The organism is Sporosarcina luteola (assembly GCF_023715585.1).
Classification (GTDB): Bacteria; Bacillota; Bacilli; order Bacillales_A; family Planococcaceae; genus Sporosarcina; species Sporosarcina luteola_D.
Genome location: NZ_JAMBOK010000001.1, coordinates 512,729 through 532,274, shown reverse-complemented (window position 1 = coordinate 532,274; position 19,546 = coordinate 512,729). Strand labels below are relative to the sequence as shown.

General features: G+C 45.5%; 17 protein-coding genes and 1 other RNA gene. 2 read left to right on the top strand and 16 right to left on the bottom strand.

The genetic code is table 11. The features are described 5' to 3' along the window. Nucleotides 1-59 precede the first annotated feature (59 nt). The 6 genes from M3193_RS02770 to M3193_RS02745 all read right to left on the bottom strand — a co-directional run bounded on the left by M3193_RS02770 (nt 60) and on the right by M3193_RS02745 (nt 6,104). Entirely contained in the window at nt 60-1,187 is a 1,128-nt protein-coding gene (locus M3193_RS02770; RefSeq protein ID WP_251624261.1) for a THUMP domain-containing class I SAM-dependent RNA methyltransferase, read from the bottom strand. A gap of 141 nt (nt 1,188-1,328) precedes the next feature. Next, an RNA gene (rnpB, locus tag M3193_RS02765) (RNase P RNA component class B) lies at nt 1,329-1,725 on the bottom strand. A 72-nt stretch (nt 1,726-1,797) separates the two neighbouring features. Further along, on the bottom strand, nt 1,798-2,094 hold the full coding sequence (gene gpsB, locus M3193_RS02760) for a cell division regulator GpsB (protein ID WP_251624260.1): 297 nt from the start codon (nt 2,092-2,094) through the stop codon (nt 1,798-1,800). Nucleotides 2,095-2,192: 98 nt separating this feature from the next. After that, entirely contained in the window at nt 2,193-3,458 is a 1,266-nt protein-coding gene (locus M3193_RS02755; RefSeq protein ID WP_251624259.1) for a ribonuclease H-like domain-containing protein, read from the bottom strand. Then, a complete protein-coding gene (locus M3193_RS02750; RefSeq protein WP_251624258.1) occupies nt 3,448-5,727 on the bottom strand; it encodes a DEAD/DEAH box helicase in 2,280 nt (759 codons plus the stop codon). Before M3193_RS02750 ends, M3193_RS02755 begins: the two co-directional genes overlap by 11 nt. Then, nucleotides 5,724-6,104 (bottom strand): YppE family protein, encoded by a 381-nt coding sequence (locus M3193_RS02745; protein WP_251624257.1) that lies wholly within the window; start codon nt 6,102-6,104, stop codon nt 5,724-5,726. Before M3193_RS02745 ends, M3193_RS02750 begins: the two co-directional genes overlap by 4 nt. A gap of 163 nt (nt 6,105-6,267) precedes the next feature. On the opposite strand from M3193_RS02745, the gene recU reads away from it, so the two are divergent. Both recU and M3193_RS02735 read left to right on the top strand, forming a co-directional pair. Continuing rightward, nucleotides 6,268-6,906 carry a Holliday junction resolvase RecU gene (gene recU, locus M3193_RS02740; protein ID WP_251624256.1) on the top strand — a complete coding sequence of 213 codons (639 nt, stop codon included), beginning with the start codon at nt 6,268-6,270 and terminating at the stop codon, nt 6,904-6,906. Continuing rightward, nucleotides 6,903-9,581, top strand: coding sequence for a PBP1A family penicillin-binding protein (locus M3193_RS02735; RefSeq protein ID WP_251624255.1), 2,679 nt, complete (start codon nt 6,903-6,905; stop codon nt 9,579-9,581). Before recU ends, M3193_RS02735 begins: the two co-directional genes overlap by 4 nt. A 45-nt stretch (nt 9,582-9,626) precedes the next feature. On the opposite strand, the gene M3193_RS02730 is transcribed toward M3193_RS02735, so the two are convergent. The 10 genes from M3193_RS02730 to panB all read right to left on the bottom strand — a co-directional run bounded on the left by M3193_RS02730 (nt 9,627) and on the right by panB (nt 19,476). Then, nucleotides 9,627-9,965 (bottom strand): YpoC family protein, encoded by a 339-nt coding sequence (locus M3193_RS02730; RefSeq protein WP_251624254.1) that lies wholly within the window; start codon nt 9,963-9,965, stop codon nt 9,627-9,629. After that, nucleotides 9,958-10,608, bottom strand: coding sequence for an endonuclease III (nth, locus tag M3193_RS02725; protein ID WP_251624253.1), 651 nt, complete (start codon nt 10,606-10,608; stop codon nt 9,958-9,960). The genes M3193_RS02730 and nth overlap by 8 nt, the downstream gene beginning before the upstream one ends. Nucleotides 10,609-10,618: 10 nt before the next feature. Further along, nucleotides 10,619-11,326, bottom strand: a complete 708-nt coding sequence (locus M3193_RS02720; protein ID WP_251624252.1) for a DnaD domain-containing protein — start codon at nt 11,324-11,326, stop codon at nt 10,619-10,621. A gap of 34 nt (nt 11,327-11,360) precedes the next feature. Further along, the gene (asnS, locus tag M3193_RS02715) at nt 11,361-12,656 is read right to left on the bottom strand and encodes an asparagine--tRNA ligase (RefSeq protein WP_251624251.1); all 1,296 of its coding nucleotides are present in this window, start codon (nt 12,654-12,656) and stop codon (nt 11,361-11,363) included. Between the two features lie 24 nt (nt 12,657-12,680). Beyond that, entirely contained in the window at nt 12,681-13,874 is a 1,194-nt protein-coding gene (locus tag M3193_RS02710; RefSeq protein WP_285851789.1) for a pyridoxal phosphate-dependent aminotransferase, read from the bottom strand. Nucleotides 13,875-13,925: 51 nt separating this feature from the next. Continuing rightward, nucleotides 13,926-14,405 (bottom strand): DUF5590 domain-containing protein, encoded by a 480-nt coding sequence (locus M3193_RS02705; protein WP_251624249.1) that lies wholly within the window; start codon nt 14,403-14,405, stop codon nt 13,926-13,928. A gap of 67 nt (nt 14,406-14,472) precedes the next feature. Further along, nucleotides 14,473-17,250, bottom strand: a complete 2,778-nt coding sequence (dinG, locus tag M3193_RS02700; protein ID WP_251624248.1) for an ATP-dependent DNA helicase DinG — start codon at nt 17,248-17,250, stop codon at nt 14,473-14,475. Nucleotides 17,251-17,386: 136 nt separating this feature from the next. Continuing rightward, on the bottom strand, nt 17,387-17,767 hold the full coding sequence (gene panD / locus M3193_RS02695) for an aspartate 1-decarboxylase (RefSeq protein WP_251624247.1): 381 nt from the start codon (nt 17,765-17,767) through the stop codon (nt 17,387-17,389). Beyond that, entirely contained in the window at nt 17,742-18,641 is a 900-nt protein-coding gene (gene panC / locus M3193_RS02690; RefSeq protein ID WP_251624246.1) for a pantoate--beta-alanine ligase, read from the bottom strand. The genes panD and panC overlap by 26 nt, the downstream gene beginning before the upstream one ends. Next, nucleotides 18,631-19,476: a 3-methyl-2-oxobutanoate hydroxymethyltransferase gene (panB, locus tag M3193_RS02685; protein WP_251624245.1), complete on the bottom strand. Its 846-nt coding sequence runs from the start codon at nt 19,474-19,476 to the stop codon at nt 18,631-18,633. The genes panC and panB overlap by 11 nt, the downstream gene beginning before the upstream one ends. Nucleotides 19,477-19,546 lie beyond the last annotated feature (70 nt).

The following is a 19,546-nucleotide window of genomic DNA, read 5'->3' as shown; positions in this document are numbered from 1 at the left end:
CTTTCCTTTTCACACATGGAAACGGAAGAGGCATGACCTCTTCCGTCTACTCAGATTGCTTATTTTCGTTGGCCCCAGTATTGGTAAAAATCTGTCCGGATGAATCCATTGAACAGCTTTCGTTTCTTCGTAGCTTTTTTACCGTACATCGTTTCAAAGTTCTCAAGCGAGGACAACATGTATACGGACCAAGAAGGATATCTATCCATTATATGACCGAGAATCTGGGCAAGTTCCTCAGCTTCCTCGATTTCACCTAATCGTTCTCCATAAGGAGGGTTGCCGACAAGTACGCCATTCAAACCTTCAACAGTCAAATCCTTGACGTCACGCTGCTCAAAGCGGATCATGTCCATGAATCCCGCTTCAACTGCATTTTGCTGAGCTACTTTGATCATTCGGGGATCCACGTCAAAACCTGTAATATCAAGCGGCTGGTCATACTTTGCAACGTCTTCCGCTTCTTCTCTCACCCGGTCCCAAATTGCCTGATCCATCCAAGGCCATTCCTCACTGCTGAAGTCACGGTTATAGCCCGGAGCGATTTTCTGCCCGATCATTGCCGCTTCGATTGCAATTGTTCCCGATCCGCAAAACGGGTCTACGAACGGTCTGTCGGGATTCCACCGCGTCAATTTAACGAGTGCCGCCGCCATTGTCTCTTTAAGCGGAGCGTCGCCTTGCCCGACACGGTATCCGCGTTTATGCAAGCCTGCCCCGCTTGAGTCGATTGTCAATGTAACTTTATCTTTCAAGATGGAGACTTCAAGTTTGAATAAAGGGCCTGTCTCGTCTAGAAAACCGACCCGATTATATGCGGTCTTTAGTCGTTCTACAATCGCCTTTTTTACGATCGCCTGGCAGTCAGGTGTACTGTACAATGTCGATTTAACCGATTTCCCGGCGACAGGGAATTTTGCATCGACAGGCAGGTATTGTTCCCAAGGAAGAGATTTCGTCTGTTCAAATAAATCATCGAATGTCGTTGCAGTAAATTCACCGACAATGATGCGGACGCGATCCGCGACACGAAGCCACATGTTTGCTTTGGCAATTGCTGTTTCATCGCCTTCAAAATAGATTTTTCCATTCTCGGTTTGCGTATGAAAGCCCAGTTCCTTCACTTCATCTGCAACGATCGATTCAAGCCCCATGGCGGATGTGGCGACCAATTTATAATTTGTCATGCATTTCCAACTCCAATTCTAGTCATGTCTATATGTAGTCTGCCTACTATTGTCATTTACATCAATTTTTATCCCCAATAACAAAGAAATGCTCTCCAATCGAAAAGGAGAGCATTGATTGTTATGTTGAACCATCGTAAATTCGATAAGCCATGTTTTGTTCCCGTGTACTCAAACGGCTTGCGCCTCGTACTTAGGGTGGTAATCATCTATCTACAGACAGATCTTAAGAAGTCGTCTGTCCCTTCATCCGTTCAATTCCTTCAGAAGAGCGCCCCTACCATAATTTGGGTTTCTCACTCGTGGGGTTTACCGCGTTCCATCCTACCCGTTTCCGAGTCGGCTACGTCACTGTGGCACTTTTCAGGGGACCTCATCCATATGTGCAAAGCACACGTAGGACTTATCCCCGCCGTCAATGCGCATTGCGCAAAGCCCCGGCTTATCTTTTCGCCGAGCACGAACACTACGGTCATCTCAGAACCGTGCGAGCATGGACTTTCCTCTACAACTGACGTTGCAGCGATTACCTGAATTCACACTATGGTTACAATAGTATACTGCAATTTTCGACAAATATCAACGGATTTCTTCTCCGCCGATCATTTACTTATTCGTGGTCGAACAATTTGCTGCCGAATACGTGCTTCTCCAGATTGGAAATCCGTTTCAGCAAGTCGAAGTTAGTCGTATTGGCGTTGGTTGCAGCTGGACGTTTGACTGCTGAAGCAAGTTCATCCTTCAGCTTTTCATTTTCCATCCGCAGCTCCGAAATTGTTTTTTTAAAAGCTTCATAATCCTGAATGATTGTATCCAGGAATAAATCCACATCTTCTTGATTATATCCGCGTAAACCTGTTTTAAACTCTTTTTCAAGTATTGATTTAGAATCAAGTTTTATTTCCATGAAATGACGCCCTTCCATCAATGTTTACATGTCGCAAGTATAGCATATTTTGTACAACTTTGTCTTTCTATTTCCGGTTGAGAGGAGTATTTTGTCGGTTACTGCGCTTCCCCGGGAAATAGCTTTCTTTTCAATCTTATTTCCCTGTGCCTTAATTCATTTCCCATCCTCATTTTAAATCGTTCCGTGATGTCATGATCATCCTGTAAAGCACGGATAGCTTCCTTTGTATAATAAAGAGCTCTTTCCGGCTCCTTCACTTTATGCTCGAACAGCTTCGCTAATTCCTCAAGCGCGATGACTTTTTCCCTTCCATTCAAACCGGCAGCTGCAGTTGCAAATGATGCAATCGCCTTTAAATGCATACCTTCCTTCTTCAAAAGGAATCCGATATGAAAATGCGCCATCGGTTCTTCTGTTCCGTATTCTGCAATGACATCCATAAGGACATCTTTGCTTCGGTTAAACGATTTCAGATCTGTATACCATTTCCCGATATTCGTTTTTGCGTTCGCGGTTGACAGCCCGTCGCCTTGCAGCAGGAGGTCTGTTGAACGGATATAGAGGGTGACGAGGGAAAGGATATCCCATTCATTATGGAGAAGGACTTTCATCAGCAATTCAGCCCTGCCGTTTTTCACTGCATCTTGGTAGATGATCGGCGCCATATGGCCGGGAATATCGCCTTCCCGGATAAAGCCGAGCTGCTCTTCCTCGACAGCAGTCAGTTTAAATGTGTCCATTTCATTTTTCCAGATCCTTTTCGATCCGTGCAGCAAGTCGATTTCTGTATGCTTCAATAACTCCGGCAGCACATTTCGATTCATTGTCCATCTCGTCTGCACTTGTGGCATATCAAAGCTTTTTCCGTTATACATGACAATCGACATCGGCGTTTTCCATAGATCTGTTGCATAAAGGAATGCGGCTTCTTGGTCGGGTCCAGCCAGTACGTATTGCGTCAATGTGAACGCCTCTTCCGTATATTCGATAAACCCCATTAGGAAGATGAGTGTGCCAGCCCCTTTCAAGCCAGTCGTCTCCGTATCGAAGAACACAAGAGGCTGCGAAAAGTCCGGCGCAAGCGGATGCATTTCCTCTGCTTCACGCCATCTTTCCACTGTATCCAATAAGCCGGAAAGTTCGTAGTCCCCATGTCGGTATTCCGGCTCGTAGACGACAGTCCGTTTATAGACGACACCGTATTCATTTTCATCTTTTGTCAATCCTGCCGCGAGCCACCTCTTCTCATAATGAGGAGGCGGAGGCGTTTCACGTTTCTGTGTTTTGGGCTTTTCATCAGTTTTAGAAGCTTTCTTTTTAAGTAGCTTCTTCATTTCCATCATTTTTGCTTCATATGACATCGGTCTTCCCTCCAACAAGGGCTCGCAAAAGTGAGATGACATCCTGCTTCATGCGGATTCCTTCCTCCTGCGCCCCTATGCAGACAGGACAGCCGTATTCGCAATGGCATCCTTGTACATGCTCTGCCGCCTTTTTCAGCAGTTCATTCCAACGGCCATAGATCTTTTCGCTTAACCCGATGCCTCCCGGATAACTGTCGTAAATGAAAATTGTCGGTTTGCCCGTATGGACCGCCTTCACTTGAGGGATTACATGGATATCCGACCGATCACAACGGACGAATAACGGGATGAATGATTGGATTGCGTACGCAGCGCCTGTTAGCGCATCCGTCAAATCGGACTCTTTCCATCCTTCCGGAGTGTGGAATGAATACCACGTGGATGACGTATGCAGCTCCTCTGCGGGCAGCGAGATCGGTCCGGAACCGATATTATCATGTGTGTCGAAACGGATTTTCTTGAAAATCGTCGGAATCGCCAAAACAGCAATATCTCCATACGCCACTTCCGCTTCCCCCAGTTGCTCGCTTTCATCTTCGCTGATTACTTTCAATTCCACTGCCAAGTTGGCATCGGTATAATAATCGACATCGACTTCCGTTACGTATGCCTTTTTTTCCTCCCAATCCAGCATTTCGACTTGGTATTGCTTTCCTTGATGCATATAAATCGCCTCTTCATGCAACAAAGTCATTGCGCTGTATCGATCCATTTCGCCGATCACGACGGTCCCTTTAGGAATCGTTTTGTCGATGATAACGACATTTTCTTGGGATGCGGAGCGCAGACTGATTTCGCTTGCCGGGAATCGGTCTGTCATCCAATGCCATTTATCGGATGTTTTGACGAGCACCCCTTCACTTTCCAGAAAAGCAAGAAGTTCCTGAACCTCGAATTCTCCGTATGCTTCCGTCATTGTGAACGGCAATTCAAATGATGCGCATTTCAAATGATCCATGAGGATGAGCATATTATCGGGATGGATCCTTGCTTCTTCCGGTGTTTGGCCAAGCAAGTACTCAGGATGCTGAATGATGTATTGGTCAAGCGCCATCGATTGGGCGACATAAATGATCAATGCGTCATCCTGCCTCCTCCCTGCTCGGCCGGCCTGTTGGTAGGCGCTCGCGATGTTTCCAGGGTAGCCGGTCATGATGCATGCTTGCAATTGGCCGATATCGATGCCAAGCTCGAGCGCATTCGTGCTCACCACCGTCTTGATGTCCCCGTCCCGCAGCCTTTTTTCAATTATTCTACGTTCTGAAGGCAAATAGCCGCCTCGGTAGCCCATAATCGTCTGATCGAACAGTTTCTTCTTCGTCAATTCCTTCATATAGGTGACAAGCATTTCAACGCGCACCCGGCTCTTTGCAAAGACAATCGTCTGGACCCCTTCCCTGTACAGAAACGATGCGATATCCCGGACTTCAAGAATGGCGCTTCGCCGGATGCCGAATGTTTTATGGACGATCGGCGGGTTGTAGAAGATGAAATGCTTGACGCCTGAAGGGCCGCCATTCTTCGATACAAGCCGCATCGGTGTATTGGTCAATGCCTCGGCAAGCTCTTTCGGATTGGCAATTGTCGCCGATGTGCAAATGAACGTCGGATTGCACCCATAGTAATTGCAAATGCGCTTCAGCCTTCTCAATACATGTGCGACATGGCTCCCGAATACCCCTTTATACGTATGCAATTCGTCTATGATGATATATTTCAAGTTTTCGAAAAGTGAAACCCACTTCGTATGGTGTGGCAATATGCCTGAGTGCAGCATATCGGGATTCGTCAAAACGATATGACCTGATTTTCGAACCTTGGTTCTCAATCCAGGCGCAGTATCGCCATCATATGTGTAACTAAGGATCGTCTCCCCGCTCGCTTCGATCAATTCATGCAAATCCGCCAACTGATCTTGGGCGAGCGCCTTTGTCGGAAACAGATAAAGTGCGCGGGATGATTCATCCTCCAAAATGCTTTGCAAGACGGGCAGATGATAACATAATGATTTCCCGGATGCAGTCGGCGTCACAGCAGTTATCGAATCGCCTGACGTCGCAATATCGAACGCTTCGCGCTGGTGACTGTATAGTCGTTCAATCCCTTTCTTGGCCAGCGCTTTAACTATGGAAGGATGAAGCTGATCCGGGAATGCGGCGTATTCGGCAGGTTTCCCATCAATCTTTTCATAGTGGCGAATATTGGACGATAATTCAGGATTGGATAAGAAGTGTTCGACCGTTTCCCGGACGCTTGTCTTCTTCATCCCAGCTCTCCTCCTCTTTGCTGCAATTCGTCCAGAACTGTTCTTAATGTGTATGTCGCTGAATTAATGGAAAGGACAAACCGTTTCTTCCCCGTCTTCGCGTAAAAAGATTGGACGATGAATTGCTTCATTGATTCATTTAATGATTCGATTTGAGGAAGATGAATGTATTTCGGTCGTTCTTCCCGGATTAACGTTTTGATTTCCTCGGTCCATTCGTCAAGCAATCTATGGTTTGTATCTGCATAAGGTTTTACTTCTGTAAAAAAATCAGGCTCCCGATCCAATTCACGCATCGCTGGGAGTCTTTCCAAACACTCTTCACACACAGAAAGGAGCCGTTCCGTTTTCTCTACTAAGGTTAACAAGTGAACCATCCTCTCCGAAGTCTTTCCTATAGTCTATCAAAAACTGCATGCGGACACCAAGCCTTAACGAACGTGCATTCTTCAAAACCTGTAGAACAATTAATTTGCGGAACTTTTAGAGCGATAATCCGTCCAATCATTATGGTATGATAGGAAATGCGAGGTGGTAGGAATGACAATTCGATATCCTAACGGGAAAAAATATATTCCGGTGCAACGCTCTGCCCGAGTGGATAATAAAAATCTATCGTTCAGCAACCGGGGAAAAACATTGGAAGACGAGTTGAACGAAACAAATGAATATTATTTGGCCAACAATCAAGCCGTCATCCATAAGAAGCCGGTCCCTATCCAAATCGTACACGTGAAATATCCCGCCAGAAGCGCAGCTGTCATTACCGAAGCATATTTCAGATCTCCTTCCACGACAGACTATAATGGAGTATGGAAAGGGAAATATATCGACTTTGAAGCGAAGGAAACGAAAAGTATGACCTCTTTTCCGTTGCAGAATATTCATGAGCATCAGGTTGAACATATGAAAAACGTCACTGAGCATGCAGGCATCGCTTTTCTATTAGTGAAATTTTCCGCTCTCGATCGATATTTCATCGTTCCCTACGAGTATTTCGAAAAAAAGTGGGAAAGAATGATAGCAGGAGGAAGGAAATCTATTACACTCTCTGAAATGGAAGAGATATCCATAGAGATACATGCAGGTTTCAATCCACGGCTAGACTATTTGTCCGCTTTGGATTCATATTTGCAGAAACCTGGAATAGAAACAATTGAAAGGCAGGAAAACTTATGAGTGATCAAACAAAATCTCGAGCAGCCAGACGTCAGCAGATGGAAGCTGAAAAGAGGCGCGGGAGAAATAAAAAGAAGAAAACTGGCAGCAATCTACTGAAGAAAATCATTCTCAGCATCGTTGCACTTGGTGTAGCAGTTCTGATCGGCGGAGTAGGATTATTCGCATTCTACGCAAGCAGCGCACCAGATCTTGACGAAAATCTATTGAAAGATCCGCTTACATCCGATATTGTCGACAGCAATGGAAATGTCTTTATGAAATTCGGAGCAGAAAAGCGGGAGTTCGTTCCGTATAAGGATATACCGAAAGAGATGGAAGATGCTGTCCTTGCGACAGAGGACGTCCGATTCTACAAACACCACGGAATGGACTTCTGGAGGCTTGGCGGCGCTGTTTTAGCTAACTTCCAAAGCGGCTTTGGATCGCAAGGAGCTTCTACGCTTACTCAGCAAGTCATTAAGAACTCCTTCCTCTCAGATGAAAAGACATTGAAAAGGAAAGCGCAGGAAGCGTGGCTCGCCTTCAAGCTTGAAAGGGAGTATTCAAAAGAACAAATTTTTGAAATGTATTTCAATAAAATCTTGATGTCAGGCAACATTTACGGAATCGGGACGGCTGCAAAAGAGTTCTATGGAAAAGATTTGAATGAGCTAGAATTGCATGAGATGGCACTATTGGCAGGGATGCCTCAATCCCCTAACGGCTATAATCCATTCAAGAATCCAGAGCGAGCAGAAAAACGCAGGAATACTGTCCTCGGGCTTATGTACAAACACGAAAAAATAACGAAGGATGAAATGGAGAAGGCGAAAGCCATCCCTGTAACGGAAACACTTCTTCCGGAAGACCAACGTCAAGAGAAAAAAGATTCCAAGTACCTTGCATATGTTGATATCGTCTTGGATGAATTGGAAGCAGCCGGCATGATGGATATCCTAGCAGAAGGGGTAACCATTCAAACGGCCCTTGACCCGACGGCGCAACAAGCGGTAGAAAAAGCAATCAATTCGCCGATCTATGAGTCTGAGGAGATGCAAGCCGGTATGACCGTTCTGAATACGAAAACCGGGGAAATCGCAGCAATCGGCGGTGGGCGGAATTTCACAGGACGAAATTTGAACTTTGCTTCCGGTGACAACCGAAGGCAGCCGGGCTCTGTTATCAAACCGATCTTATCGTATGGCCCGATCATTGAATACGAAAACTGGTCAACTGCCCATATCGTTAATGACGAACCATATAAATACAAAGGCACCAACATTTCTATCCGGAATGTGGATGGGAAATACATGGGGGCAATCACAGCAAGAGAAGCATTGTATCGTTCAAGAAATATACCAGCCATCAAAGTGTTTGAGGAAGTAGGAACGAAAAGAGCACGTGAGTTTGCAGGCAAGCTTGGTCTGAAGTATGGAGAGATGACTTCCACGCTTGCGATAGGTGGAGGAGATGATCGATTTTCAACCATTGAAATGGCCGGTGCTTATGCTCCTTTCGGCAATGGAGGCATTTACACGAAACCTCATGCAGTCAAAAAAATTACATTCCGTGATGGCTCCGAGCGTAACTTGGCTCCTGACCCTGTCACAGTCATGAAAGATTCCACCGCCTATATGGTGACTGATATTTTAAGGGATGTCATATCCTATGGAACCGGAAAGACAGCGGGTGTATCCGGACTTGATATGGCCGGGAAGACAGGAACGACAAACTATGATGCAGAAACGATTAGAAAACACGGACTAAAAAACACGGATGTACCCGACAGCTGGTTCACGGGCTATACAACCGAGTACACAATTTCCGTTTGGGGCGGATATAAAATACCTACGACACCGATTACAACATATGATAAAGGCCGCTATGTACCGCAGATCCTATTCAGGACAGTCATGACTGATCTAGTGTCCGGAAAAACTACACCGCGATTCAAGAAGCCTAGCTCCGTTGAAGAGGCGGTCATCGTAAAAGGATCCAATCCGCCAATTCTTGCGAGCAATTCGACTCCGGCGGCACTGAAGAGCAAAGAATTATTCGTCAGAGGAACTGTACCAACTGAAATGGAGAAAGAGGTTATTGCCGAACTGGCAGCGCCAAGCGGACTGTCCGCGCAATATAATGCAGAGTCGAATTCCGTTTCATTAAGCTGGTCATATGACAATCCAGATGCCTATGCACTTCCGGAACCAGTGCAATTCAGCGTCTCGGTTTCAGTGGATGGCGGTGAGCCTCAAAACATGACGACGACTTCTGTAAATAATGTAACGTTCTCGGGAGTAGAAATGGGGCGCACATACACCTTCTATGTCAAGGCGATTTCAGGGGAAATCGAAAGCAGTTCAGTTTCAACTTCCCTTCTAATAGAAGGACAGACCGAAGATGACCCTTCTGTGGATAACGGAGAAGAGGATGAAAATAACAACGAAAACGACGGTCAGAATAATAACGACAATAAGGGAAATAACGGAAACAACAACGGGAACAACAACGGAAGCGGCAACACGGGGAACGATGGGAATAAGAATAACGGAAACACTGGAAATAATAGAAACGATGGAGACGCTGACGATACGACCGGCGGCTCCGGCTCATCAGGTGATGAGACAACTGAACCAGGAACTGGCGGAAATGACGGAACCGGTGACGGAACCGATGACGGCAGTGGAGGATAACTAAAAAACAGCCTGAAGTGATGATCTCTATCACTTCAGGCTGTTTTATTCTATCATCGCCAATCGACTAACCGCTTTTTTCATCGCCTCGGTATACAGGGCATCCAACTGGACGTATGCAAAATGCCCCGCTCTTTTCGTACGGATGAATTGCAATCTCTCTTCCCCATTCAATGGTTCAATCTGTGACATAACAGAAGAAGATGAATCGTCGTTCTTAAATGATCTTATCAATTCCACATAATTGTCGATTGCCATGTCCAACAAGTTGGCAGCTTCGGGATCCTTTTGCTTATATGCTTCCTCGATTCTTTCTTTCATGTCCAGCCAATTGTCCCAATGGGAATAAAGCAGTGCCTTCCTGTCCAATTCAGACTTATGCAATGCCTTTCATCCTTTTCTTCCCTTCCCTGCATAAGGGAAGTAGCGGACATTCACCGCAAGCGGGATTTTGGGCTTTGCAATGATACCGTCCAAAGAAAATAATCTGATGGTGTGTATCCGTCCATTTTTCCCTTGGCGTCCATCGCATGATTTTCTCTTCCACCATGAGAGGAGAGTCTTTCCAACGATTCATACCGAGGCGTTTAGCTACACGCTCAACATGTGTGTCGACTGCCATTGCCGGGATGCCGAACGCATTGGAAACGACGACATTCGCCGTTTTCCTGCCGACGCCGGGGAAAGTCGTAAGTACATCACGATCGCCCGGTACCTCACCATTAAATTCTTCAATCAAAAGCGCACTCAATGCCTGAATGTTTTTTGCTTTATTCCGATAGAGGCCGATTGAGCGGATATCGTTTTGAAGTTCCTCTATTTCAACCGCCAAATAATCTTCAGGGCTCTTGTACTTTTTGAATAAATCCGCTGTAACGCGGTTAACGAGGACATCCGTACATTGAGCGGAGAGCAATGTAGCGACGAGCAGCTCGAAAGCATTTTCGTGCACCAGCTCACAATGAGCATCGGGAAACATCCTTCCAAACTCTTCAAGGCAGATTTCCCACTGTTTCTTCGTCAACATATTCCATCACCTATTCCCGTTCTTCCAACCAATTATAAAAAGGAACCTTCTTTACAACGGTCTCCCGATTCTGAACTGGACGTATCATTGCTGTCCTGAACGATCTGGATTGTTTCTCCACATCATTCAACGTTCTCACTCTTTTCTTCTTCCATTCGAACAGAATCCGATCAATATAGCGCAAACTGAGTTTTTGTGCGAGTACGGCTTCTTTCAGCGCAGCCTTTATTATCTGGACGGCATGTCCATCTTCATCCAGCCACATTGAAATCGTTTCGCATTCCATCGGAGATAAAAGACGGCCGAATTCCTGCTCGAACAACGTGAAGATTTCTCCTTCTTCCTCTTTGTCCTTCTTTTCTTCTACTACAGTCTTTTCTGTAACCACAATATTTACAAGCCTGCTCCATAGGGGCTGCATCGAAAATTGCTCGTACAGCACTCCGTTTTCATCCTGTCCCTGCCGGATTTCCAACAATCCTCTTTGCATGAGACGTTGGAGGATTTCGGATACTTGGTTCTCAGTCAGATGCATGCGTGCTGCAAGGTCGGTTGGCGTTGGAAATTGCGAACCACCTGCCTGAAACGCACACATATGCAAAAGTAGCATTGCATCGACATCTTTTATCTCCAATGCTTTATAATGCTGAAAAAAGAGCTGGGGAATAGTGACATTCCCCTGCTCAATCCAAATACGGAGCCGTTCTTCATCTTTCATGCCGAACACCTCACTAGTATTAAATCTGTGTCAATTAAGGGTAAAGACGGTTCAACAGACGTGGGAACGGTATTGTTTCCCGAACGTGTTCCACACCTGAGATCCACGCCACTGTCCGTTCCAATCCTAGCCCGAAGCCGGAATGTGGAACCGCACCATATTTGCTTAATTCCAAATACCATGCGTAGGCGGATTCATCCAAATTATGTTCTTGGATTCGTTGTTTCATCAATTCGTAATCATAAATCCGTTCCGATCCTCCGATGATTTCTCCATAACCTTCCGGAGCGATCAAATCAGCGCATAGAACGACATCGTCGCGATCTGGATGCGGCTGCATATAGAATGATTTAATATCTTTTGGATAATGTGTAATGAAGACTGGCATATCAAAGCTTTCAGCAATCGCAGTTTCATGCGGTGCACCGAAGTCATCGCCCCATTCAATATCATTAAAGCCTTTTTCGTGAAGGAACGTAATTGCGTCATCATAAGTGATGCGCGGGAATGGCGCTTGAATCTTTTCAAGTTTTGAAAGGTCCCTGCCAAGACGCTCAAGTTCCAATGGGCAGTTTTGCAATACGGACTGGACGATATGCGAAACATACTGCTCTTGGATTTCCAAGCTTTCTTCATGTTGGACGAATGCCATTTCAGGTTCAATCATCCAGAATTCAATTAAATGACGTCGTGTTTTTGATTTCTCTGCACGGAAAGTCGGTCCGAATGAAAATACTTTCCCGAGAGCCATCGCTGCAGCTTCCAGGTAAAGCTGTCCTGATTGCGATAAATAAGCATCTTCATCGAAATATTTTGTATGGAAAAGTTCCGTCGTACCTTCAGGTGAAGAACCCGTCAAAATAGGCGGATCCACTTTTACAAATCCATTCAAATGGAAAAATTCATATGTCGAGCGGATAATTTCGTTCCGAATCTTCATGATTGCATGCTGTTTGCGAGAACGCAGCCATAAATGACGGTTATCCATCAAAAATTCAGTTCCGTGTTCCTTCGGAGTAATTGGATAATCAATTGCTTCATGAATGATTTCAATATCTTTCACTTGCAGTTCGACGCCGAATGAAGAACGTTCATCCTCCGTCACTTCCGCAGTTACATAAAGGGATGATTCTTGGTGGATGGATTTTGCTTTTGCGAAAATATCCTCACCTACAACCTCTTTGACGACAACGCCTTGGACAAAACCTGACCCATCGCGAAGTTGCAGAAACGCGATCTTACCGCTCGATCTTTTATTTGCTACCCATGCACCGATCCGGACTGTCTCTCCTACGTGATCAGGCATTTCGTGAATCATGATTGTTTTCATAAGTACCTCCGTGAGTATGAACTATTATTCTTTCCAGTTTGCTTCAACATATGAACGGATTCGTTTTACCGCTTCCTCAAGCAGATCAATCGACGTTGCGTAGGACAAGCGGATCGTTTCAGGGGAACCGAAACCGGATCCGGGTATGACTGCCACTTTCGCTTCCGTCAGAAGCGCTGATGCAAAATCATCTACACTTGAAAAGCCTGTTCTCTCCATAGCTTCAGTAACTTCCGGCAACAGATAGAAAGCGCCTTGAGGTTTTACAACTGTAAAGCCGGGAATCGCAGCCAACTGAGGGTAAATACGCTCAAGCCTCGACTCGAAATCCTTCCGCATGCTTTCCACTGCATCTTGAGGACCATTATACGCTTCAATCGCAGCGTATTGTGAAGTCGTTGTCGGATTAGATGTCGAATGGCTGGCCAAGTTCGTCATCGCACTCACAACTTCTGCATCTCCCGCAATGTATCCAATTCTCCATCCTGTCATCGAATGGGATTTGGATACTCCATTAATGATGAATGTCCGCGCTTTCGCATCATTCGATAGCTGCGCAATCGAAACATGCTTCTCATTTCCATAGATGAGCTTTTCATAAATTTCATCCGAAATGATCCATATGTCCTCTTCCTGACAAACTTCTGCAATTTGGCGGAGTTCCTCTTGAGAATAGATCATCCCGGTCGGATTGCCCGGAGAGTTGATTATGACAGCTTTCGTTTTAGATGTAATTGCATCGCGGATCTGTTCTGCCGTCACCTTGAATTGGGCCTCCGATGTAGCTTCAACGAAAACTGGAACGCCTTCTGCCAGCTTCACTTGCTCAGGATAGCTGACCCAATAAGGTGTCGGAATGATCACTTCATCACCCGGATCTAATAGGACCTGGAACAATGTGTAAAGAACATGCTTCGCCCCAATGCCGATCATGATTTCCTGTCTAGTGTATTCCAACTGCTGATCCGTCTTCAGTTTGGCGATGACAGCATCCTTCAATGCAGGAAGGCCACCAGAAGGTGTATATTTTGTCTTGCCATCTTTCATCGATTGATAAGCCGCTTCCAAAATGTTTTCAGGAGTATTGTAATCCGGCTCCCCCGCCCCTAGCCCGATGATGTCGATGCCCGACTCCTTCATCTCTTTTGCTTTCGCCGTAATGGCCAGGGTTGTGGATGGTGATAATGTACTTACTCTCGCTGCTAACTTCTTTTTCAATTGAATCGCTCCCTTTTGTCCCTTCATCTATTGAATGTAAACGGATCAATCCTAAAGATTTAAAATCCGTTTCCACCATTCACCGTTCTCAAAAAAGACATACACATAATTCAATTTGCCATTTTCGCCTTTAAATGCGACTTCCCATACAGGATGGCCTTCCTCTAAACCAAGCACTACGTGGAGGATCTTCCCCACTGGCAGCTCCGCCTTTACCGTCTCAATTGCGGCTTTGGCTCCGATGCCATCTTTCAAAACTACTTCATCAAGGATTTCTCCTGTCTTCCCTTCAATGAATACCGCCTTCTCATTGCCTTCGTCATCTTTGCCGAATACGGTCACCATCGAAACTGTGCCATTATAAATTGTAGTGCGTTCGACAGAATTCAAAGCGCCATACTCCAATGCATCTTCTTCCGCCTTTTCTTTGGCGTTTGAAAAAGGTGTGTTGGCATTATAAAAAACGATGACAAAAATGATTAGAGATAACACCAAAAGGAAAGCTGCGATGAACTTGATCCAATTCATCATTCGACTCACTTCCTATATACAAACTGCAAATTGGAAAGCATTTCACATTCCACCTTCTACTGTATCCCTATTTATTATAACAATCTTCGAGCTCATTCACCATATGTTCTAAGGACACTTTATGAACGGGGACAGACGGCAGCGCATTCAAAAAACGCTTCCCATATGATTTTGTATAGATACGCCTATCCAAAATGATGAAAAAGCCCCTGTCTCCAGACGATCGAATTAATCGTCCAAATCCCTGCCGGAATCTCAATATCGCTTCCGGCAATGATAAATCTGTGAATGGATTGGATCCGTTCGCTGCAAGCCTGGTCGCCCTCGCTTTAAAAACGATCTCATCCGGAGATGAAAACGGAAGACGGACAATGATAACAGCAGACAATGCCTCACCTGGCACATCGACGCCTTCCCAAAAACTGTTTGTGCCGAATAGAATCGATTTCTCGAACTGGCGGAACGATTTCAACAGTTTCATTCTGCTACCAGAGCTCACCCCTTGCGCAATGAGAGCGTAATCCTTCAATAGTTCACTTTCTACGATCAATTCATACGTTTTCCGAAGCATATCTTGAGAGGTGAACAGGACGAATAATCTTCCGCCGGTCGCAAACACTGTTTGGACGACTGCATCCGCCACTGCTTCGATGTAATCGCTCTGTGACACATGCTGGATAGATGGCATATCATCGACGATGAATATCCCTGCGTTATCATAGAAATGTGCAGGAGCGTCAAATGTTAAAACGGGTACACGTTCAGAAATTCCTAGCTGCCTGGAAACAAATCGCTCATCCTGGTTGATTGTCATTGTCGCAGATGTCCAGATGATTCCAATCTTTTCATTTTTAAGACCTCGCATGAATTCCCTTGTAATGGCGGTCCCTTCGACGGGGCTTTTGACAACCGTAAGACTACCGGGCAAACTCCGTTTATCTTTTTCAATCCAAACGGTGTAATTCTCCTTTTCGTCATCCAGGAATATTTCCACCCATTCTCCAGCCTTAATCTTCAATTCCCTTACCCAGTACTCCCATTCTGCCAAAAATGCCTGTTCTTTCGGCGACATTCTCTCCCTATGCACTTCCAGACGGGAACTAATAAGTTGTACATCCTCAATATAACCATTCATCTTTTCAGCCATTTTGGAAAAGAGGGATTCATTCCCCACTAATTCTTCTAGATCGAAAACGACCCTGTTCGCTTGATGGCTGCCTTTTACCTGTGGGCGATGACTTGATAACAGCGCAGCGACTTCATCAAATACATTCGTAAATTGTTCATAGGAGAGGGCTAGCTTTGCAAACACCTGATTCCCATAATTGCCATATTTCCTATGAAGTTTCATCATCTGATTGAGAAGCTGGCCAACAGCGTCCGATCCCATCTGCCCCATGACATACTTCCAATTCATATAGGAAAAGACCGTCTCATTGGAATTGGCGGCTGTATGAATAAATTGATGAGCTTCGTCGATGATTAAGCCGGAAAAGTTCTGGAAAATCTTCTGTTCACGACTGACATCCGATAGGAGCATCGAATGGTTCGTAATAATGAGATTCGATAGGCTGCAGGCTTCCTTCATCTTTTGATGGTAATCCGCCGATCTTTCATCCGCCTTCAGTCGATTATTCCGTTTACGGATTCGATCGACAAATAATTGTCCACCGCCGGACACATTCAATTCATTAACATCACCTGTTTCCGTGTCTGTCAGCCAGACGAGGATCTGCATGATTGTAAACGTTTCATCATACGATTCATCCGTAATCCTTAATAATTCTTCGAACTTTCCGAGCGATATATACTGTTCCCGGCCTTTAAGGACTGTTGCAGTGCATTCGATGCCAAGGATTTTCCGGATGCGCTTCACTTCATCCTCCAGGATTTTATCGACTAGATGATTCGTGAACGTGCTGATCACCACAGGTTTTCCGGTCTGAAGGGAATGAATTGCTGCAGGCAGCAAATAGCCGACCGTTTTACCGACTCCTGTGGGCACTTCGACAACGATTTCAGAATGCGTGGAAAGTGTTTCCCATATGGAATCCATGAAAGACAATTGGGATTTCCGGTATTCGAAAGAAGGATAGCCTTTCTTCAATAGATCGACTTTCTCCTCTTCCAGCTTCGGGTAGGTACAGCGCGCGCTCAAAACACACGTGGGAGCCTCAGCACTATTATATGGAATCCCCCTGAATAAAGGGAGCTTTCTACCGCCAGAGGAGTTCCGCACATGCTTTAACGTTTCATAGATCAGTGTCGAAATATCCGAGCGCAATGAAAATGATCGCCTGTGCAATAAGTTCAAAGTTTCTTCCGGCAACGTCCGAAGCTTGGAAAATGCCGTCAACAACAAATTAGCAGTCGCTTTCGCATCATCATCCGCTCTATGTGCGGCAGGCAGCTCAATATCCAAGTCCTCTGCCAAATCCTGCAAACGATAGCTTGAGGAGGATGGGAAAAGGATTTTGGATAATTCAACAGTATCAATTTTCTTTCCGGACCAACCGGCTACATTGCATCGTTTGAATTCACTTTGCAAAAACGACAGATCGAAATCGGTATTATGCGCGACAAATACCGTCCCCTGCAACATATCGGATACTTCCTGCGCAATCTTTTCAAATGGAGGGGCAGAAAGCACTTCATTATCCGTTATCCCGGTCAATTGTTGGATGAACGGAGGTATTTCACGTTCCGGATTGACAAATCGGGCATACTGGCGCGTTATCGTCCCATTTTCAATGAATACGATTGCAATTTGTATGATCCTGTCCCCTCTTGAAGGGGAATGTCCAGTCGTCTCCAAGTCAACGACTGCATATGTACAATTATCCATTCAATCATCAACTTCCTGTAATGAATACTACAGCAGATTGTATCATATTCCTCGGTCCGATTGCGCATTTAGGTATCCATACAAGTAAAAAATGCCGATGAAGGAAAATTCAATCCTTCATCGGCGACTATTTCCATTAGGCGATTACGCCAGGTGCTTCTTTGATCACTTCTTTGATCCCATTCGTTTCATCCATGAGAAGGACTGTCGGTTGATGGGTGATGGCCTCTTCATCTGTTACATAGACATACGAGATGATGATGACAATATCACCTTTCTGGACCAATCTGGCTGCGGCGCCGTTAACGCAAATGACGCCGCTTCCACGCTCTCCCGCAATAATATATGTTTCAAAACGTGCTCCATTATTATTGTTGACGATATGGACCTTTTCATTCGGGAGCATACCCGCTGCATCCAACAAGTCGCTATCAATCGTAATGCTTCCAACATAATTCAAGTTTGCTTCTGTCACTGTTGCGCGATGCAATTTACTGTTCATCATCATTCGGAACATAGGTACCATCCTTTGTTGACATAATAATATTATCTATCAATCTAGTTGACGAAAACTTCACTGCGCATGCCAAGATCACTTCCTGCGCCCCGTCCGTTACAGGATCTAATCCAGGGTATGTCAGGAATTCGACATAATCGATCATCCCTGAACTATTCGAAACGATGAAGTCCGAAACGCGCTGCTTAATAGCTTCCGGAATTTCTCCAGCCGCAAACATTTCTGAGCCGATTTGCAATGCCCTGTAGATCGAAGCCGCCTCTGTACGTTCCGAAGGCGTCAAATTCACATTGCGCGAGCTTTTCGCCAATCCATCCTCTTCCCGAACAATTGGAACCCGCACGATAACTGTCCGTAAATTGAAGTCCCGTACAAACGTTTCGATTATGGCCAGTTGTTGAGCATCTTTCATGCCGAAATACGAACGGTCCGGATCGACAATATTGAATAGCTTCAAAACAACTTTGAGAACACCGTCAAAATGTCCTGGCCTTGAAGCGCCGCAAAGCTCATGAGCCTGCTTGGCCGGCAATATGCGGACGCCGCCGTCAGCGGGGTACATCTCATCGACCGTCGGGATAAATAGTATATCGACCCCTGCTTCGTTTGCGAGTCGGATATCCCTTTCCCGATCACGCGGATACGATTCGAAATCCTCACCGGGTCCGAACTGTGCCGGATTGACAAATATGCTCATGACAACGATGTCGTTTTGTTCTTTTGCATGCTTAACAAGGGATAAATGCCCTTCATGCAAATAGCCCATAGTTGGGACGAAGCCGACTGTTGTATTTTTACGTTCATTTCGGTTTAGCTTTTTCTGTAGTTCTTGTATGGTTTCTATCACTTCGATGTCAGGACTATCAACGTACATCGTTCATTCCCCCGTATAATGTGACCAATTCTTCCTCTTTCATTGTAAAACGATGTGCTTCAGAAGGAAAATCCCCTGTCTTGACGGCTGCCGCATATTTCGTTAAACCATTTCGAATATCGCTTCCAATATCAGCATACGCTTCGACGAATTTAGGAATATGATGATTTCCGTATTTAACCGTGTCATGGAAGACAAGCACTTGACCATCCGTCTCTGCGCCAGCTCCTATACCGATTGTAGGAATTGCGACCGCTTTCGATACCTGCTCCGCCAATTGATAGGGAATGCACTCCAATACGACCATACATGCTCCTGCTGCTTCACAAGCGATTGCATCCTGGATAAGTTTTTCTGCTGCTTCCGCAGTCTTCCCTTGCACTTTGTAACCCCCAGCTACTGCAGCTGATTGAGGAAGGAGACCTAGGTGTGCAACAACTGGTATCCCTGTCTCCGTCAAGAGATGGATGGCGTCAATCACCTTTCCCCCGCCTTCCAGTTTCAAAGCGTTTGCTCCCGTCTCCTGGAAGATGCGGACAGCGGCTTCCAGCGTCCTATCTTCTGAACCATGATAGGAAGCGAAAGGCATGTCAACGACGACAAACGTGTCCTTTGCTCCCCTCCTGACCGCTTTTCCATGATGAATCATATCATCGATTGTAACGGAAGCAGTCGATTCATACCCTAAAACGACCATGCCTAGCGAGTCGCCTACAAGGATGACATCGATGCCCGCCTCCTCCGCCAATTGTGCAGAAGGATGGTCGTATGCGGTCACCATGACGATTTTTTCCCCATTCTGTTTCATTTTCGAAAAATCAGTAGTGCTTTTCATCCGTATCCTCTCCCTTTTCTGTTCAAAGTAGAGAAAACCGAAAATTAAAAATCCTTCCGACCTAAAAAGG

Excerpts from the sequence above, each read along its gene's own strand:
- M3193_RS02770 (WP_251624261.1), bottom strand. The coding sequence starts at position 1,187 with ATGACAAATTATAAATTGGTCGCCACATCCGCCATGGGGCTTGAATCG.
- gpsB (WP_251624260.1), bottom strand. The coding sequence starts at position 2,094 with ATGGAAATAAAACTTGATTCTAAATCAATACTTGAAAAAGAGTTTAAA.
- M3193_RS02755 (WP_251624259.1), bottom strand. The coding sequence starts at position 3,458 with ATGTCATATGAAGCAAAAATGATGGAAATGAAGAAGCTACTTAAAAAG.
- M3193_RS02750 (WP_251624258.1), bottom strand. The coding sequence starts at position 5,727 with ATGAAGAAGACAAGCGTCCGGGAAACGGTCGAACACTTCTTATCCAAT.
- M3193_RS02745 (WP_251624257.1), bottom strand. The coding sequence starts at position 6,104 with ATGGTTCACTTGTTAACCTTAGTAGAGAAAACGGAACGGCTCCTTTCT.
- recU (WP_251624256.1), top strand. The coding sequence starts at position 6,268 with ATGACAATTCGATATCCTAACGGGAAAAAATATATTCCGGTGCAACGC.
- M3193_RS02735 (WP_251624255.1), top strand. The coding sequence starts at position 6,903 with ATGAGTGATCAAACAAAATCTCGAGCAGCCAGACGTCAGCAGATGGAA.
- nth (WP_251624253.1), bottom strand. The coding sequence starts at position 10,608 with ATGTTGACGAAGAAACAGTGGGAAATCTGCCTTGAAGAGTTTGGAAGG.
- M3193_RS02720 (WP_251624252.1), bottom strand. The coding sequence starts at position 11,326 with ATGAAAGATGAAGAACGGCTCCGTATTTGGATTGAGCAGGGGAATGTC.
- asnS (WP_251624251.1), bottom strand. The coding sequence starts at position 12,656 with ATGAAAACAATCATGATTCACGAAATGCCTGATCACGTAGGAGAGACA.
- M3193_RS02705 (WP_251624249.1), bottom strand. The coding sequence starts at position 14,405 with ATGATGAATTGGATCAAGTTCATCGCAGCTTTCCTTTTGGTGTTATCT.
- dinG (WP_251624248.1), bottom strand. The coding sequence starts at position 17,250 with ATGGATAATTGTACATATGCAGTCGTTGACTTGGAGACGACTGGACAT.
- panD (WP_251624247.1), bottom strand. The coding sequence starts at position 17,767 with ATGTTCCGAATGATGATGAACAGTAAATTGCATCGCGCAACAGTGACA.
- panC (WP_251624246.1), bottom strand. The coding sequence starts at position 18,641 with ATGTACGTTGATAGTCCTGACATCGAAGTGATAGAAACCATACAAGAA.
- panB (WP_251624245.1), bottom strand. The coding sequence starts at position 19,476 with ATGAAAAGCACTACTGATTTTTCGAAAATGAAACAGAATGGGGAAAAA.